Origin of the sequence: Chryseobacterium carnipullorum, assembly GCF_900142785.1 — a bacterium.
GTDB classification, from domain to species: Bacteria; Bacteroidota; Bacteroidia; order Flavobacteriales; family Weeksellaceae; genus Chryseobacterium; species Chryseobacterium carnipullorum.
The window spans coordinates 1-17,936 of sequence record NZ_FRCD01000022.1; the positions used below are offsets into that span (position 1 = coordinate 1).

Annotated in this window: 18 protein-coding genes; 8 read left to right on the forward strand and 10 right to left on the reverse strand. The window is 38.6% G+C overall.

Annotated features, from left to right (window positions below; genetic code table 11):
* A partial coding sequence (locus BUC06_RS23930; RefSeq protein ID WP_167367444.1) for a hypothetical protein occupies window positions 1-321 on the forward strand: 321 nt, incomplete at its 5' end.
* Window positions 322-469: 148 nt separating this feature from the next.
* On the opposite strand, the gene BUC06_RS20390 is transcribed toward BUC06_RS23930, so the two are convergent.
* Window positions 470-1,354, reverse strand: coding sequence for a hypothetical protein (locus BUC06_RS20390; RefSeq protein WP_123879514.1), 885 nt, complete (start codon window positions 1,352-1,354; stop codon window positions 470-472).
* Window positions 1,355-1,636: 282 nt separating this feature from the next.
* Here BUC06_RS20390 and lpdA point away from each other — a divergent pair, with 282 nt between their 5' ends.
* The 4 genes from lpdA to BUC06_RS20410 all read left to right on the forward strand — a co-directional run bounded on the left by lpdA (window position 1,637) and on the right by BUC06_RS20410 (window position 6,625).
* The gene (lpdA, locus tag BUC06_RS20395; protein ID WP_073335991.1) at window positions 1,637-3,025 is read left to right on the forward strand and encodes a dihydrolipoyl dehydrogenase; all 1,389 of its coding nucleotides are present in this window, start codon (window positions 1,637-1,639) and stop codon (window positions 3,023-3,025) included.
* 27 nt (window positions 3,026-3,052) lie between these two features.
* Window positions 3,053-3,667: a PH domain-containing protein gene (locus BUC06_RS20400; protein WP_073335993.1), complete on the forward strand. Its 615-nt coding sequence runs from the start codon at window positions 3,053-3,055 to the stop codon at window positions 3,665-3,667.
* A 79-nt stretch (window positions 3,668-3,746) separates the two neighbouring features.
* Window positions 3,747-5,687, forward strand: a complete 1,941-nt coding sequence (locus BUC06_RS20405; protein WP_083564150.1) for a S9 family peptidase — start codon at window positions 3,747-3,749, stop codon at window positions 5,685-5,687.
* Window positions 5,688-5,833: 146 nt separating this feature from the next.
* The gene (locus BUC06_RS20410; RefSeq protein WP_073335995.1) at window positions 5,834-6,625 is read left to right on the forward strand and encodes a patatin-like phospholipase family protein; all 792 of its coding nucleotides are present in this window, start codon (window positions 5,834-5,836) and stop codon (window positions 6,623-6,625) included.
* Window positions 6,626-6,653: 28 nt separating this feature from the next.
* Here the strand turns inward: BUC06_RS20410 and ade are convergent, their stop codons facing one another.
* From ade to BUC06_RS20440, 6 genes are all read right to left on the reverse strand, one after another.
* A complete protein-coding gene (gene ade / locus BUC06_RS20415) occupies window positions 6,654-8,279 on the reverse strand; it encodes an adenine deaminase (protein WP_073336095.1) in 1,626 nt (541 codons plus the stop codon).
* A gap of 173 nt (window positions 8,280-8,452) precedes the next feature.
* Entirely contained in the window at window positions 8,453-8,899 is a 447-nt protein-coding gene (locus BUC06_RS20420; RefSeq protein ID WP_073335996.1) for a hypothetical protein, read from the reverse strand.
* A 56-nt stretch (window positions 8,900-8,955) separates the two neighbouring features.
* Window positions 8,956-9,996: a hypothetical protein gene (locus BUC06_RS20425; protein WP_073335998.1), complete on the reverse strand. Its 1,041-nt coding sequence runs from the start codon at window positions 9,994-9,996 to the stop codon at window positions 8,956-8,958.
* Window positions 9,997-10,005: 9 nt separating this feature from the next.
* Window positions 10,006-10,707, reverse strand: coding sequence for an ABC transporter ATP-binding protein (locus tag BUC06_RS20430; RefSeq protein WP_073336000.1), 702 nt, complete (start codon window positions 10,705-10,707; stop codon window positions 10,006-10,008).
* A gap of 82 nt (window positions 10,708-10,789) precedes the next feature.
* A complete protein-coding gene (locus tag BUC06_RS20435; RefSeq protein WP_073336002.1) occupies window positions 10,790-11,359 on the reverse strand; it encodes a hypothetical protein in 570 nt (189 codons plus the stop codon).
* Between the two features lie 304 nt (window positions 11,360-11,663).
* Window positions 11,664-12,143 carry a nuclear transport factor 2 family protein gene (locus BUC06_RS20440; RefSeq protein WP_073336004.1) on the reverse strand — a complete coding sequence of 160 codons (480 nt, stop codon included), beginning with the start codon at window positions 12,141-12,143 and terminating at the stop codon, window positions 11,664-11,666.
* A gap of 139 nt (window positions 12,144-12,282) precedes the next feature.
* Here BUC06_RS20440 and BUC06_RS20445 point away from each other — a divergent pair, with 139 nt between their 5' ends.
* The gene (locus tag BUC06_RS20445) at window positions 12,283-12,783 is read left to right on the forward strand and encodes a GNAT family N-acetyltransferase (RefSeq protein WP_073336006.1); all 501 of its coding nucleotides are present in this window, start codon (window positions 12,283-12,285) and stop codon (window positions 12,781-12,783) included.
* Between the two features lie 55 nt (window positions 12,784-12,838).
* Here BUC06_RS20445 and BUC06_RS20450 read toward each other — a convergent pair whose 3' ends face one another.
* Entirely contained in the window at window positions 12,839-13,537 is a 699-nt protein-coding gene (locus tag BUC06_RS20450; RefSeq protein ID WP_073336008.1) for a LytR/AlgR family response regulator transcription factor, read from the reverse strand.
* Window positions 13,534-14,592: a sensor histidine kinase gene (locus tag BUC06_RS20455; protein ID WP_083564148.1), complete on the reverse strand. Its 1,059-nt coding sequence runs from the start codon at window positions 14,590-14,592 to the stop codon at window positions 13,534-13,536. Before BUC06_RS20455 ends, BUC06_RS20450 begins: the two co-directional genes overlap by 4 nt.
* Before the next feature lie 186 nt (window positions 14,593-14,778).
* On the opposite strand from BUC06_RS20455, the gene BUC06_RS20460 reads away from it, so the two are divergent.
* Window positions 14,779-15,903: an acyltransferase family protein gene (locus BUC06_RS20460; RefSeq protein ID WP_073336010.1), complete on the forward strand. Its 1,125-nt coding sequence runs from the start codon at window positions 14,779-14,781 to the stop codon at window positions 15,901-15,903.
* Between the two features lie 352 nt (window positions 15,904-16,255).
* Here the strand turns inward: BUC06_RS20460 and BUC06_RS23650 are convergent, their stop codons facing one another.
* Window positions 16,256-16,456, reverse strand: a complete 201-nt coding sequence (locus BUC06_RS23650) for a hypothetical protein (RefSeq protein WP_139263408.1) — start codon at window positions 16,454-16,456, stop codon at window positions 16,256-16,258.
* A 320-nt stretch (window positions 16,457-16,776) separates the two neighbouring features.
* Between BUC06_RS23650 and BUC06_RS20465 the strand changes: the two genes are divergently transcribed.
* Complete coding sequence (locus BUC06_RS20465; RefSeq protein ID WP_073336012.1) at window positions 16,777-17,907, forward strand: alpha/beta hydrolase-fold protein; 1,131 nt, start codon at window positions 16,777-16,779, stop codon at window positions 17,905-17,907.
* The last annotated feature ends 29 nt before the right edge of the window (window positions 17,908-17,936 follow it).

A 17,936-nucleotide genomic window follows, 5' to 3' on the forward strand; every position in this document is an offset into this window, starting at 1 on the left:
GAAATGCTGATGGCATCTTCATCATCCAAAAGAGCGATGCAGCCACAGGCTTTTTCGATCGATGAACGAATTGCCCTGCCGCCTGCTAAAACTCCGGACTTACAATATTTTGCTACCGCAGAAGGATTTTATGATTATGCAAAAGATCAGTATATTTACCAATACACAGATCATTTAGGAAATGTAAGGATAAGTTTCGCCAGAAACAGCGCAGGCGCTCCTGAAATTTTAGATAGCAACAATTATTATCCTTTCGGTTTAAACCATACCGGAGGCAAACGGAATCAACAGTTCAGGTTTCGGAAGCTGGCTGAGCTATAAATTCAATGGCAAGGAGCTTCAGGAAACAGAGAAATTTACCATAAACAATAGTTAAATGCTGCTGTGTAAATTCATGTAAAAAAGAAGACTGAAAGATCATAAAGAAAAAACAAAGGCTATCCATTTGGACAACCTCTGTTTCATATTTTTAATATAATTTCCTTGCCAGCAACAAATTCAGAAGAAAAGTCCCTGTCCAGTTACTATTATTGGATCCGTTGGTTCCGATAAAGTCAATACGGGAAACCGAAACTATAAGTCTCGTTTTCCCGGAGGTTCCATTATTCGCAAGGCTTACGAATGAAGCCGTGAAAACATCAGGAAAACTGGAATTGTTTCCAGCTGTTAAAATAGGATACATATTGTTGACATTGAATGGAGTACCCTGATATTCATAGACGATCGTCATACGGCTCGCATTGGAATAGCCCGCTGTATGGGCATAGGTGGTTGAGGCTTTACTGATCACCCACCAGGCATCTGTTCCTGTTCCTGTATCATAAGAAGTTACAGAGTGACCGGTCCAGTCATTGACACCCGGGGAACCGTTCCCATGAGGCGGAATCGAAAGCTGTACACCATAAATTTCTACGTTGCTCGGTTTAGGAAGTACCGTAAAAGACAGATCCCATGTTCCACCAGTTGTATTGCTGTTGTTCACCACTTCTGCATAGGCTCCTGTTGGAATCACAAAAGACGAAACCGGAGTATTGTCGATTCTTAAAGTATTACCACTTGAGGCCTGAAGCGTAATGCTGGAAGCAGAGATGTTTTTTATTTTATAAATTCTTCCTGTATAACTTGTAGTACCTGTTCCGATAACAGGTAGGGTAAACGTTGCATTAGCTGCTCCGTCATACGTAATGTAGTGGTCCGTAGCTGTTATGTTATAAGCCGTAGCCGTGATTTGCTTATAGTCAGCGCCCAGAGAACCGGCCACAGCCAGAGTGCTGTTTGGAGTGGTTGTTCTGATGCCAACTTGTGCACTTAAAGATAATCCGCATAAGAGAAATACAGGAATAAAATTCTTCATTTTCATTTTGTTAAAATTTATGCAAAAGTATAAAATTTCCTATAGAATACTCATTTACAATCGATTAATTTTAATTTTTAACACTTAAGTCTCGCTATTGGGATTTTTTAGAATGCGTTTAAGTTTTAATATGATTTAAAATATTTGATAACAAAAAGAAGCTCACGGCTCTTCGCTTTCCCCGGAACACGTAAAATCAACTTAGTGTTCAGTGAAATATGAAATGTCAGAATAGAGAACATCCAATATTTTTCCTTAAATTCGCATAAAAATTTTTAAATAATGAACTACGATATCATTGTCATCGGAAGCGGTCCTGGCGGTTATGTTACTGCGATCAGAGCAGCACAATTAGGTTTCAAAACTGCAATTATCGAGAAAGAAAACTTAGGAGGTATCTGCCTGAACTGGGGATGTATTCCTACGAAAGCTTTACTGAAGTCTGCTCAGGTTTTTCATTATATCAACCATGCTGAAGACTATGGTCTGAATAAAGTGGAAGCCAGCTTTGAATTTCCAAACGTGATCCAGAGAAGCCGTGGCGTAGCCAGCAAAATGAGCAAAGGAATTGAATTCCTGATGAAGAAGAACAAGATCGATGTGATTCTTGGGACAGCTACAGTTCAGAAAGGTAAAAAAGTTTCTGTTACAGACAAAGATGGTAAAGTAACTGAATATGCAGGAAGCAACATCATTATTGCAACAGGAGCACGTTCAAGAGAACTTCCCAACCTTCCTCAGGATGGTAAAAAAGTAATCGGATACAGACAGGCATTATCTCTTCCTGAGCAGCCAAAATCTATGATCGTTGTAGGTTCTGGAGCGATTGGAGTAGAATTTGCTGATTTCTATAATACAATGGGAACTAAAGTAACCGTTGTAGAATTTATGCCAAACATCGTTCCTGTAGAAGACGAGGAAATCTCTAAACACTTAGAGAAATCTCTAAAAAAGACAGGGATCGAGATCATGACCAATGCATCAGTAGAAAGCGTTGATACCAGCGGAGAAGGCGTGAAAGCTACCGTAAAAACAGCCAACGGAACGATTACCCTTGAAGCTGATATTTTACTTTCTGCGGTAGGTATTGCTGCCAATATCGAAAATATCGGATTGGAAGAAGTAGGAATCCAGACCGACAAAGGAAGAGTTTTAGTGAACGAATGGTATGAAACTTCAGTTCCTGGATACTATGCAATCGGTGATATTATTCCTACTCAGGCTTTAGCACACGTTGCTTCTGCTGAAGGGATTACTTGTGTGGAGAAAATCAAAGGAATGCACGTGGAGAAAATCGACTATGGCAATATTCCTGGATGTACTTACTGTCACCCTGAAGTAGCTTCTGTAGGTCTTACAGAAAAACAAGCTAAAGAAAAAGGATACGAGATCAAAGTAGGTAAATTCCCTCTTTCTGCAAGTGGTAAAGCGACTGCTAACGGAAATACAGACGGTTTCATCAAAGTTATTTTTGATGCGAAATACGGTGAGTGGTTAGGATGCCACATGATCGGGGAAGGCGTTACAGATATGGTAGCAGAAGCTGTAGTGGCCAGAAAACTGGAAACTACAGGTCATGAGATCATTAAATCAATCCACCCGCACCCAACCGTGTCTGAAGCGATCATGGAAGCAGCAGCAGCAGCTTACGGTGAAGTGATCCACATCTAAAATTTAACAAATAACTCTATTTCAAAGATGTTTAAAAAACTTGCTGCAGAAGCATTAGGTCTTGGTGATATCGGAAAAATCATTCCTTCTCAGGACTATGATAAAGTAGATTCGGATGACTATATTTTATCAGAAGATAACGAGAAAATTTTCTTCCTCATCAAATCCAAAAGAGATGAATATTGCTTTACAAACAGAGCTTTGATTCATATCGACGGAGCAAGTGCTCTGGACAAAAAGAGGATTTTGAGAAGATACGAGTATTATCAGTTTCCTTTCTCCAATATAGCACTGCAAACAGCAGGAACCATTGACCTGGATGTGGAAATTTCATTTCATATCGGAAATGTTCCTTTGATGATCAGTGTGAGTAAAGGACAGATCGATCAGTTAAAAGATCTGTATAAAGCCCTTTTGGCGATTCAGCAGGAAGTGCACCACAATCAGTCTGTTTTAGGTTTCTCTGTAGACAGTCTTCAGAAAGCGATTACCACAGTCGCTGCAGGAAAGCAGGAAAATGTTTCTAAAAGCCAGGAGTTGCAACATGTGAATGAATATGTTTTCAACTGGTCAAAGAGCAATTATGAGAAATACAATCAGAAAGACTTTTCGGCCATCTTTGAAAAGTATATCAATAATTAAGAAGACCACCGGTCTTTATATACCAGCCACAGACAATTTGTCTGTGGTTTTTTTTGTAAATTCAGGCAAAATTTTAACAATGAAAAACAAATATATTGTTCTCGCTCTTTCGCTGGCCGGCATTCTGTCTGCACAGACGAAAAATGATTTGGTAAGTCCCAATGAAAATCTCATCGCCGAGAATATCCTGCCTATTCCCAAAAATCTGAATCAGGCGATCAAGAAATATTCTGAAAGCAGAAATGCAAGCGTAGCAAGCGTTCATCCCAATGGTAAAGAAATCATTGCAGTCACCCGTTTTGCTTCTACCAATCAGCTTCATAAGATTTCTGTACCCATGGGAGCGAGAAAACAACTGACCTTCTTTGATGAACCGGTCAATACAGCCTCATACGAGCCCGTAAAAGGAGAGTATCTGATCTACGCCAAAGATACCGGAGGAAATGAATTCGGGCAGCTTTTTAAGCTAGATCTGAAAACGATGGAATCCACCCTTCTTACCGATGGCGGAAGATCCCAGAACGGAGGAATGATGTGGAAAAAAGACGGTTCAGGATTTTATTTTTCTTCCACCAAAAGAAACGGAGGTGACAGGGATGTGTATTATATGAATCCTTCAAAACCGGAAGATACACAGCTGATTCTTGAAGTAAAAGGCGGCGGCTGGGGAATTTCCGATTTGTCTGAAGACGGCAAAAAACTTCTCATCACAGAATATGTATCTGCCAACGATTCATATCTGTATCTGTATGACCTGGAATCCAAAAAACTGGAACCCATCACCGATAGAAAAGAGAAAGGCGTGGTACAGAGTGCTGCTTCTTTCAGTAAAAATCCGGAGGAAATTTTCTATGTTACAGACCGGAACAATGAATTCAGCAGACTGGCAGTCCTCAATTTAAAAACCAAAAAGACAGAATATCTTACCTCGTCGATCCCCTGGAACGTAGAAGATTACGATCTTTCTAAAGACCAGTCTAAAATTGCTTTTGTCACCAATGAAAGTGGAATCAATAAATTATACATCCTCGATACCGCTACTAAAAAATATGTTCCTGTAAACCAAATCCCCGTTGGGTTGATTGGGGGAGTGAAATTTTCTAATGACGGAAAATCACTTTATTTCTCAAGATCTGCGGCAGATTCCGGATCCGATATCTATAAAATGGATATGGCCAGCCAGACCATCGAAAGATGGACGGAAAGTGAACAGGGAGAAATGCAGCCTGCTGACATGTCTGTTCCTAAACTGATCGAATGGAAAAGCTTTGATCAGATGAAAATCTCCGGATTCTATTATCCCGCAGCATCGAAATTTACAGGAAAAAGACCGGTGATTATCAACATTCACGGGGGGCCGGAAGGACAGTCTATGGCCTCCTCTATAGGTTCTTCCAACTATTTTACCAATGAAATGGGCGTTGCCATGATCTATCCCAACGTAAGAGGGTCTTCAGGTTTCGGGAAAACATTTATTGCGGCCGACAACTGGGATCTGAGAATGAATTCCGTGAAAGATATCGGAGCTCTTCTGGACTGGATTGCAAAACAGCCTGAACTGGATAAAGACAGGATTATGATCATGGGCGGAAGCTACGGAGGATTCATGACATTAGCCACAGCTTATGAATATGCCGATAAAATCAGATGCTCCGTAGATATTGTCGGAATTTCCGATTTTAATACCTTCCTTAAAAATACGGAAGAATACAGAAGAGATTTAAGAAGGGTAGAGTACGGAGACGAAAGAATCCCTAAAATGGCTGAATTCTTTACTAAAATTGCTCCATTGAACAATATTGACAAGATCAAAAAGCCCATGTTTATCATTCAGGGGACGAATGATCCGAGGGTTCCCGTTACTGAAGCTGTTCAGATGAGAGATAAGCTTAAAGCCCAGGGAAAAACAGTATGGTATCTGGAAGCTAAAAATGAAGGTCACGGATTCAGAAAAAAAGAGAATGTAGATTTTCAGCGTTTGGCAGTGATCAGATTCATGCAGGAGTATCTGCTGAAGTAAATATATTCCATATCAATCTATATAAGCCTGAAATTTTTCAGGCTTATATTTGTGTTTAAAGAATTGAATCATATAGAATCGGTATAAAATATAATATTTATAAAATTTAACCTCATTTTCTCACCCGGTTTTCTTACATTTATTCTATGAATTTTCAGAGAAAAGGGCTGGTTTTGTCAGGCGGCGGTACCAAAGGAATCGCCCATGCAGGAGTATTAAAATTCTTGAACGAAAAGAATATTGATATAGACGTGCTATCCTGCTGTAGTGCCGGATCTATCGTAGGATGTTTATATGCAGTGGGAAAAACGCCTGATGAAATCCTGGATTTCTTCAACTCGGTTTATTTTTTCAACTGGAAACATTTCACGTTCAATCAGCCGGGACTCGTTTCTTCCGTTATTTTCAGAAATTACCTTAAACCGATCTTCCATGATATGAAATTAGGAGACCTGAATAAGGAAGTAAAAATCGTTGCAACTGAACTCGTGTCCGGAACTCAGAAAATATTTGATAAGAATTTTGAAGTTGTGGATGCTATTATTGCTTCATGTTCCATCCCGGGAGTGACCACTCCCTACATCATTGGTGAGGAAATGTACTGCGACGGAGGAGTCCTGAATAACTTTCCCGCAGATATCATCAGAGACGAATGTGATCAGCTGATTGGGGTTTTTGTCTCTCCTCCCCATAATATTGATATCAAAGACTTAAAATCAATTAAAGCCATTGTTTCCCGTTCCTATGATCTTCTATCCTACAGAATAGAAAAAGGGAAATTCGATTACTGTGACTGGTTTATTTCCTCTCAAAAACTATCGAGTTACGGAACTTTTGAAAGAGGAAAAGATCGTTTGGAAGAGATTTTCAATATCGGGTATACCATGGCCGAAGAAAGCTTCCCCAACAGCAAACTCTCTGATCTGAAGATTGTGTGAAGTTGAATGAAAACCTCCTATCCACAATTTAAATAAACACCTCCGTAAACTGAAATTCTTTTCCATTGAATAATCCCTTATCGCTTAGTTTCAGTTCAGGAATCACGAGCAATGCCATAAAAGACAAACTCATATAAGGAGCTTTAAGGGTACTGCCTAACGTTTTGGCATATTGATCCAGTTTAATATATTGAGCAGCCACCTCCTCGGCATTTAGGTTCGTCATAATTCCTGCAATAGGCAATTCCAAAACCATTTCTTCCTCTTGGGTGGCCAGGGAAATCCCGCCCTGTGCTTTGATGATGGCATTCACTGCTTTGCACATATCCTCATCATTGGTGCCTGTAACCACAATATTATGGGAGTCATGAGCTACACAGGACGCTATCGCACCAGATTTAAGTCCCATGTTTTTAATAAAAGCAACAGCTGGTTTTTCATCTCTGTACCGGTTGACTACTGCGATTTTTAACACATCATTTTCAATATCAGATTCTGCATAGCCATTGATCGTTAAAGCCGGTGCATGGATTTCGTTCGTGATCAGTTGCCTGTCTAAAACCTCTATCACACGTATATGACTGCCTGTACTTTTTATTTTAAAATCCGAAGGTTCTTTAAGGCTGCAGTGGAAATTGTTCACTACAGCAGCCGGAACGGATTCGATATGAGATCTGTTATTTTCTGCAACCAGTTGTCCTTTGATATACGTTTTTAAGATCTTAAAATTTTCCAGATCGTCAATTTCGATAAAATCTGCCTGGTCACCCGTCTGTAATAAACCCACAGGAAGCTGATAATGTTTGACTACATTGTAAGAGGAAGCCCTCAAAACATCATACAAATCATAGCCCAGGTTCAGGGCCCGCTTTACATGGTCATTCATATGGGATTCTATGAGATCATCAGGATGTTTGTCATCACAGCAAAACATGATTTGTTCAGGATACTCTTTCAGCAGTGGAATAAGAGTGTCAAAGTTTTTGGCGGCACTTCCTTCACGGATAAGGACCTTAACCCCGAATTTCAGTTTTTCCAGTGCTTCAGGATAAGTGAAACATTCGTGATCCGTGGTAATGCCCGCCCTGAAATAGGCTTCCATGCTTTCACCCATCAGTCCGGGAGCATGTCCATCTATAGGTTTTTTGTGTTTTTTTGCAATTTTTATTTTATTCAGGACTTCCGGATCTTTGTAAATGACGCCGGGGAAATTCATCATTTCTGCTAAATAGACAATATCCTCACGGGAAAGCAAATGATCAATATCTTCGGAATCAATCACCGCACCTGCAGTTTCAGAGCTCGTAGCCGGAACACAGGAAGGTGCCCCGAAATAAAAATGAAAGGGAACCTGTCGGGCATTGTCAATCATGTATTCAACCCCGGCGATACCCAAAACATTGGCTATTTCATGCGGATCAGAAATCGTTCCCACACTTCCGTGTTTCACTGCAATCCGCGCAAATTCTGAAGGAAGAAGCATGCTGCTCTCAATATGAACATGCGCATCGATAAAACCTGGTAAAATATACGTGTCAAAAATAGCATCAACTCTTTTTATCGAAATAATTTTTCCATTACTTACCGTTACTTCTGCAGGGTAGATTTCTCTGGAGACAACATCGATCAGATTTGATTTCACTGAAAATAGCATTTCTTTCAATTTAGTATGAGGTTTCAATATAAGAATTAATCACAAAATAATCATCTGCCGGCAAGGAATTTCTTCAGGATAATTAGTTTTGGTGAAAAGGCAGGAGTACAGGAAGAATCTGTTCAGGAAAGAAGATTAAAAAAAATCCATTTTTTAAAATGGATTTCTGTCTTTTAGTTTTTTACAACCTGTCCGTCCTGTCGAACAATTTCATGATCGTTTTCATCAGTGACCGTTAAAGTATAGGGTGCTTTAGAAGCTGAATCGGTAAGGTAATTTCTCCAAACCTGATAGGTGTGCCCTTCATTCACGAAGTTGAAGTAGTAATTTCCTCCTGAACCGTCAGGAATCAATTCTCCGTCTGTGATGATCATGCTTGGCTTGGAGGTAAGTTTGGCAGTGGCAGCCCATGCCTGATACAGATATTTTCCGTTAGGCTGTTTATCGATTCTGATTTTAAATTTTTTCGTTTTGATGATCACCGTTTTAGGAACTTTCTGAAAAGGTTGTCCCTCATAAGATGCACGATAGGTATTGAATGTTGATGATGGCTTTTCTGTCGCATAAGCTAAAGAAAACTGTGTGATGCAGAATGCGCCTAATACAATCTTTTTGATCATTATAATATCAGTTTTTGGTTAGATTTAAATCCAATCAAATATGAAGCCATTTGATCTTATCTCAGGACTGTTTCATTGATCCATGTATTTAGCTCCATCGTATTTCTTAGGGTCTTCAGAAACCAGGTATTCGTTTTATACTCTTTAACAGATTGAGGAATATATACATTTAATCCTTTTCTGAAATTGAAAAAGCTAAGATGGATGTTTTCTCTTAAAAATTCAAGACGCTTGTTCAGCCATCTTCGTTCATCCGAAGAACCGGACTTGTGATGCCTGATCAGTACTTCAATGATGGAGGTATCAATTCTTTCAGACTCTTTCAGCATTTTGTCCAGCGCGTTGGTCAGCACTTCATCCTTAAGAAAATTAATGTGAGGCAGATTGTCGTCATTGTTCTGAAAAAGATGTTCAAATTCAATGTCATGAAGCAGCTCGTGTGCTCCATGCATGATTTCTGAAGCAGAGTTATAGTCATTATGATCCTTGGCAATGAAAACCGCCGGGATGTCCATTTCAAGCCTTGTGTAAGCTTCAATTTTATGATGTCCGTCTAAAACAAAAGCGCTGCTCATCATCGGATCCTGATGATACAGACTGTAAAAGATCACAGGTGTTGGGCGGCTCCCTTTTTTTATAAGATCGGTATAATAATCTACTCTTTTGGGGTCAATGCTTTTACTCTCCAGCGTATACAGATAATTAAAATCCTCAAAAGGGTAGAACCATCCGGAAAATTTCTTGCTGCCATCAGAATGTTCATCAGCAGGTAAAGGTCTGCTCATATAAAAGTTGGAATGTTCGAACAGGATCTGACCCAGATTGACCTGGTAGCTGCCATTTTCAAAAAGTTGAAGAAAATCCTCAATCCCGGAAAGTATTTCAGCTTCATTTCCATCCGTAAGCGCCCGGTTAAGATCATCAGATAATGTTATTTTATCATTCTCCGAAAGTTCAGAAACGGCATAATATTCACCTACACTTCCCCTTGAGTCCGGCCAGTTGACGGCCACAGGACGTCTGATGATTAAGCAGCTGGCAAAACCATCGTACAGAGCTTTGATGATGCCCTGTCCGTGAGTGATGTGAATTTCCATTGAAAAAAATTAAGAAACGGCGGTGTAGCTTGCAAAAGCTTCCTCTAAACTGTTAAATCTACCTTTAAACTCATCGATAGGGCAATCCTGAAGAATATTTCCCTTATGAATCAGAATAACCCGTGAACACAAAGCTTCTACCTCCTGCATGATGTGAGTAGACAGAAGAACGGTTTTCTGCTGCCCGATTTCTTTCACTACATTCCGGATTTCAATGATCTGGTTAGGATCCAGTCCGTTGGTAGGTTCATCCAGAATCAGAAGATCCGGCTGGTGGATGATCGCCTGTGCAAGTCCCACTCTCTGTTTGTATCCTTTCGAAAGCTGTCCTATTTTTTTTGACTTTTCAGGGGTAATGCCTACCAGTTTGATTACTTCATCTACCCTGGCTGAATGTATTTTATGAATGTTCGCTACAAACTGAAGGTATTCTTTTACATACATTTCCAGATACAGCGGATTGTTTTCAGGAAGAAAGCCTATTTTTTTCTTGCTTTCGATCTCGTTTTCGGAAATATTCATTCCATTAAAGATGATTTCACCCTGATCAATTTTCAGTGCACCGACAATAGATTTCATCAGCGTAGATTTCCCGGCTCCGTTTGGACCGAGAAGGCCAATGATTTCATTTTTATCAATAGAAATATTGATGTCGTCCAGGGCAGTCTGTTCGCCAAACTTTTTTGTTAAATTGATAATCTGAAGTGGCATAATTCTTAATGTCTTTCTACAAAAGTAAAAATAAAAAACTCATTCGGCAGAATGAGTTCAGTATTATTCAAAAATAATCGTATTATTTTCTTGGTTTCTTGTTTTTGTTGCTGCCGTTTGATGCGGGAGCAGCAGTAGAAGCCTGGTTTGAACCCGATTTTAATCCATTGTTATGATTAATGGTGGAAGCCTTATCATACATTGCGGATTTTCCGTTCATCTTTCCAAAGATCTTCTCCACCTGTTTCTGATTCAAAAACTGTGATTTTCCAACATATTTACGGTTTTTATTGATGTACTGGATAAACTGAACCGTTGGCTGTCCGTAGTTTTTCTCATAATGAAGCTCGATGATATCATTGGGAAGCTCCAGAATGATGTTTTCATCGGGAGTGGTCAAAAAACCATCTGTGATCAGCTTGTACAGACCTGCTACATCGCCATCCAGATTCTGGAATGAAAAAGACCGGATCGTATTCAGATTACTGGTATTGAGATCCTGATAGTTGATGGTAAATTTATCCTCTTTTTTATATAAACCTACGGAATTATCTTTGCCAATTTCCACCAAACTTTCATTTTTCAGCACTTTGATCTGTGAGAAAACTGAAATGCCGAACATACATGTAATGAGTAGAATTATTTTTCTCATGTAGAGGGGATTTTAATGTTTATAAATTTGTGTTTTAAAATTACTAATAAAAATGCTCTAAAACAATTTTGTTAGCTCAAGCAAAAGTAACACTTTTTTTTAATATCCGTAATCGCTGCGAGGTTGATATTATGTAACTCATAGGATGTGCAGTTGTTTAAAAATCATTCAATGGTAGAATTATCGGGAATAGAATCGTTGAATAGGAAGGAAATATCGGAATAATTTTTTTTAATATTTTATTATCTTTCCATTTTGACTGACAGGAAGTAAACTTGTTTTCGATACAGAGATTATTTTAAATTTAATGTCCGTAACTGACCACTCTTGAAATTTTCCATCCTCCGGGAGTATTTTTCCATAGATGAACGAATTTAAATGTACCGCAGTTGATTAGTTCACCTTTTTCCAGACGGCAAAATTGATGCAGGCCTGTTTGTACAGCACCGTAATCTTTGATAGGATATACTTCTACAGATCCCGGCACCAGAACCCTTCGGGTATAGCTGTAATTTTTCGCGACTCTGCTGAAATTGTCAACTGTTTCCTGATAGTTGGCCAAACCTCCGACGTCATGAAAGAATTCCAGATCTTCCGTAAAGTAAGTCTTCAGTTGATTAATATTTCCTGAATTGGCAGCACCAAAAAGCAAACTGTCTTTTTTCATGATTGTATCATAAAGTTCCTTTGAAACGGGAGTATAAGATTTAGATTGGGAAAACGCGGTTGTCACTACCGAACAAAAGAATATCAATGTTAAAAAATGAATGAGTGTATTTTTCATAGTCAAGGTTTTAGTTGGTAAGCGGATAGAAAAAAAATGATTTCTTTTTCAATTTTATCAAAGATAACCAATTAAGGAGAGGGTAGATGCTGGTCTGTAATTTGTATTTTTACTTTCTTTATCATTACAATTTTTAAATATGAAAATTCTCCATCAGAATCAGTATTTTGTGATCCGTCACTTTTTAGTTGAAGAACAGCATTTGTTTTGTGATCTTTTTCAGGACGAAGAAGTGACGAAGTATCTTCCTTACCGTTCTCCTGAACAGTATAGAGAAATGTTCCACATCGCTCTGGAAGATTATATTCAAGGTCCTTTTGGGCGTTTTGGTATATTCGATGCTCAAAATAATGACTTTATCGGAATGTGCCTTGCCAGAAATTTTGCTGATGTACCGGGTCAGGTCGAAATTGGATATACTTTACACAAAAAATACTGGGGCAAGGGAATCGCAACGGAAGTTAGCCGTGCTCTAATCAGCTATTGTCTGGAAAATACGGCAGCAAATGAGATTGTAGCCGTAACCGATCTGGATAATATCGGCTCACAGAAGGTTTTGGAAAAAGCTGGTTTTAGCCGCATACAAAATCTCAAAAGAGCAGATGGAGAGCTGGCTTATTATCTTACAAGACGTCATTAGAATTATAGGCCCATTGGAAAATAGCAACTGGTTTTACCATCAAAGTTGAATGCTTTTACTGATGAATAGAACCCTTGGAAATAACTGTTACAAAAGCATCGAATTCACTTTTATAACTTCTGCCTACAGGAATATGATAAGAACCTAAAACGACTTCATGATGGTTAAATCCGGTCACGAAGCTGGAATTGATCATAAACGAACGGTGAATTCTTACAAAACCTTTACCAGACAAAACAGATTCAATATCGGCTAGGGTTCGCTTGGAAATAATGCTTTCACCATTGACCAAAACCATTTTAATATCATTTCCCTGACTTTCAAAATAAACAATTTCCTCAATAAAAACTTTCCGGTTCATTCCTTCCGTTTTGAAGATCATAAAATTCTCACGGGCCTCTTTTCTGTTTCTTAAAACCCGTTCCACAGATTTGAAAAAACGTTCAAAAGTAATAGGCTTCAACAGATAATCCACTGCTTCCAGCTCAAAACCTTCTATAGCAAAATCACGATAGGCTGTGGTAAAAATGGTTGGAGGTTTCTGATTCAGTGATTTCAAAAATTCAATTCCGGTGAGGTGAGGCATCTGAATATCCAGAAACATAAGGTCTACCGGTCTTGTCTGCAGAAGTTGGTAAGCATCCATCGCATTTTCAGCTTTTCCGGCCAGTTTTAAATGGTCGATTCTGGAAATGTGTTTTTCAAGCAGAGTTGCTGCCAGAGGTTCGTCATCTACAATGATACAATGAATCATACCGTTACTGGAGTTTTTATTTCAACTCCAAAAATATTGTTTTTTGTTGAAACTTTGAGGGTAAAATCATCATGATAATACAAACGAAGCTGTCGTTCTATATTTTTCAGACCGATTCCTTCATGATTCGTATTTTCGTGACCTTCACAAGTATTTTCAATCCTGAAAACCGAGCAGGGACCATCAGAAGAAACATCGATTTTAATTTCGGTTTGCTCTGTACTTTGACCAGCTCCATGTTTAAAAGCATTTTCAACCAAAGTAAGATACAAAAGAGGTGGAATCAACGCGGTGGGATCGAAGTGAATGGTTTTGCTGATTTTCAGTCTTCCTTCGTTGTACCTGAGACTTTCCAGCCCGATATAATGGTCAATAACAGAAAGTTCTTCAGACACAAATACCTCTTTTCTGGAACCTTTGTATAAAATGTAATCTAAAATATCCGAAAGCCTGCTGATAGATTCTGAAGTTTTCTCTGAATTGCTGAGCGAAAGTGAATAAATATTGTTCAGCGTATTGAACAGAAAGTGGGGATTAAGCTGAGATTTCAGGGACTTCAGTTCCAGTTCAGCTTTTTCTTTCTGGAGTTGTATGGAAGTTTCTTTTTCATCGGTATAGCGGATGACAAACATCACAGCGATAAAAATAAAAGCTCCGCTAATGATCGGAAAAGTGTAGCAAGTCAAAAGATACCCGATATCTGTAAAAATACTCAACAGGCTGTCCTGTGGTTCATTAATGAAAAAAGGTTCAGCAATATAAATGATGAATATCCGGTTGATCACAGAAATCAAATATAAACTGACGATGAGGACTAGTGAAAACAGAACGTACTTTTTTCGGTCAAAAAAGTTTCTGAAAAGAATGTAGTAGATGAAATTGGCTCCGATGATTTGAAATATCCAGTGGCATATATTGTAAATGATGATATCGGTTGATATTCCTTCATCGTGTGCTCCGTAATTTCTGGCCGTTCCGAATAAGAATAAAGCAGTCCAAAAGAACAGTTGAAAAAAGGCATTCCGCTTTATGTAATGGTCAGATCGTAATTTCATAGCGTTCAAAAATAGAAAATCCTGTCGTACAGGACGCACTTATTTGATGAAATGAAGTGAATTTCTGACAGAAAACAGAAATTGAAGTCCGGACAACCAATTCTACTGTTGACATCATGATCATTGCTTTCTGTCACCAGAGTCCGGAACCATAAGCCCTGATGACCATTTTTGCAGAAAAAAATAATGCCCTCAGACATTCACTCTGCCGAAAGACTTTACGGACTCGATCATTTGCGAACTTTAGCGATTCTATTGGTTTTACTCTATCATTACCGTGCCTTTAAACATCCTGACTGGATCGATACAGTTGGCAAATTCGGATGGACCGGAGTCGATCTGTTCTTTGTCCTGAGCGGATTTTTAATATCCGGGCAGCTATTTAAAGAAATGGAGAAAAGTGGGTGGATCAATTTAAAAGTATTTTTCACCAAACGTTTTTTCAGGATTATCCCGCCCTATTTTTTTACCCTTTTCCTGTATTTTGCTTTTCCATTTTTCAGAGAACGGGAATCACTGTCTTCTTTCTGGAAATTTGTCACTTTCACCCAGAATTACGGACTGGACGTGATCAACCGCGGAACATTTTCGCATGCCTGGTCTTTGTGTATTGAAGAACAGTTTTATCTTTTTCTTCCTTTAATGCTTTTGTTTGCGCTGAAAACCAAGCTGCTGAAATATACCGTCTATTTTGCCGTTATTCTCATCCTTTTTTCCCTGGCTGCAAGATTCATGATCTGGGAAAATACTATTGTTGCTTTGCTCAATACGGAAGGTTTTTGGAAGGAATGGTACAGGGAAATCTATTATCCCACGCATACCCGGCTGGATGGTCTGGCAGTAGGAGTGATTATTGGTTATCTGATGCAGTACTCATCCGGTTTTCAACGATTTGTCCATAACAATGGGAGCAGGCTTTTGATGCTGGGAGCTATTTTGCTGGGAATTTCATTTTGGATCTGTGATGACCAGGTTTCAAAAGAGGCTTCCATCTTTGGATTTACTTTTGTAGCATTAAGTTACGGGCTTATTCTGATGTCAGCGGTTTCCAGGTCTTCTTTTCTTTTTAAATCAAAATCGTATGTTACCGCACAGCTGGCCGGGCTTTCTTACGCCGTTTATCTTTCGCACAAAGGAATAATTCATATGATTCAATATGGACTGGACCAAATGGGAATAGAAACATCGGACACGATTTGCCTTTTAATCTGTTTAGCAGGATGTATTTTTGGAGGTATATTGTACAGGTTTGTGATTGAAAAGCCGTCTTCTAAACTTAAAATCAGCATTTTAAATACGTTAAAAATATAAAGTATTGAATATAAACTGAGCGTTGATGAAAAGCCTGATAGGTGTGAAGATTCACGATCTTTAAAGAGGTTTCCTGGGATATGAGGAGAAGATTTTAACGGGATTGGGGTTTATTCGCAGTCAGAGCATTTCTAATATTTTCGATGTCCTTTTGAAAAACGTCCAGATCTTTTTCCAGTACTGTTTCACCGGTATTTATTTTGGTGATCACCAATTCATCATAGTTTTTTTTCCATAAAGAAGTCAGCGGGCGGTCTTTAAAAGGAAGTTCTTTTTGTCTGATACTAAAGCGGTAATCAGAAAACGGATATAGAATTTTTCCTATTTGTACACCCTCTCTCGAAATGATGCACTAGTTTTTGATGTAGGTGACGATAAGTAATAATGGCATGATAACAAATCCGAATAAGCTGAACAGTCCGATTCTGTACGATGGAGCGTTGTGTAAAATCACTCCCTCAATGAGGTTATAAAGTGACCCGAAAATGATGAACGGAGCAATAACTGAATAAAAGAGAAGGACTTTTTTTGCTAGACCTATTTTTAAATTCATCGGTAATCTTTTTTAATGATTCTTATTTAATTCGCTTTATAACGTTGAACAGACAATAATTGAAATACAAGGCATTGTTAAATCCATGCTACATAACTGTATTATATTGATTCAGAAACAGATAGGAAAAGTAGGATGTATTTTTCACCTTCACAAGACTGTTTTTAAATACACCATTTTGCAGCAAAGAAGAAATATTTTTCTTAATATTGAAGTACAGCAACCTTTTATTGGGGCAGATCATGGGAAGTTATTCCATGTAACGAGTCTTGTCCGGTCGCACTATAGAGCTTATTTTCTTATTTTTTTAAACTAAAGTAATGCAGTATCCACAAAAAATATCTTTAATTCTTGTTTTATTTTCTTCCATTGTATTTTCCCAAACATATAAAACTTCTTCAACATCTTTACCGGGAAAAGAGTTTCCGAAAATAGATTCAGAGAGAAAAGCATTGTTTCAGGTGTATTTCCCGGAGGCAAGATCGGTGATTTTAGAAGGAGGTGACGGAATGCAAAGTATATCATCCACGGCTTCAAAAGATAAGAATGGCTTTTGGAATATTTCAACGTCGCCTCTGGAAACAGGCTTTCATTATTACTGGCTGAATGTGGATGGAAAGAGGACGAATGATCCCAATACCCAGCTGTATTTTGGCTATGGCCAGCCAACCAGCGGAATTGAAGTTTCTTCGGGTGAAGATTTTTTCTTGCAAAAGAGTGTGAAGCACGGTACCATCGTAAATGACAGTTTGGATTCAAAAATAACACAAGGAAAACGAAATTTTAAAGTCTACCTTCCACCGAATTACGGATCTAAAAAGTTCCCGGTTTTATATCTGTATCACGGAACCGGAGAAGATATTACGGGATGGGAAAAACAGGGATATATCCGGAATATTCTTGATCACCTTTTTGCAGAAAAAAAAGCGAAGGAAATGATCGTGGTAATGGATTATGGAGTGGCATTGAACCCTGAACAGGTAAAAATGCCGGACAATCATTCAAGAACCGTTATTTCTTCCAAAAATCTTGACCGAATTATCGTTCAGGAAATGATCCCTTACATCGATAAAAAATATAAAACGTCGGGTCAAAAAGCCATTGCCGGGCTGTCCCGCGGAAGTTATCAGGCAATGCTGATCGGATTCAGCCATCCGGAACTGTTTTCGGCTATCGGAGTCTTCAGTCCGGTTATTTATGAAGGGACTAAAACGGAACCTTTTAAAGAGCTTCCTATCGGGAGTTTATTAACATCAAAGAAAAAACCTTTCGTCTTCATCGGAATCGGAGAGAAGGAGAGTACGATGTTTATTGAATTTAATCAAATATTAACCGGCTTTTTAAGCCAAAATCATTATCCGTACGTTTTATATCAATCTCCGGATACTTACCACGAATGGCTTACCTGGAGACGATCTCTGTACCAGTTTGCACAAAAGATTTTTAAGTAAAAATAAAAGGCTGAAACTTCGAAGTTTCG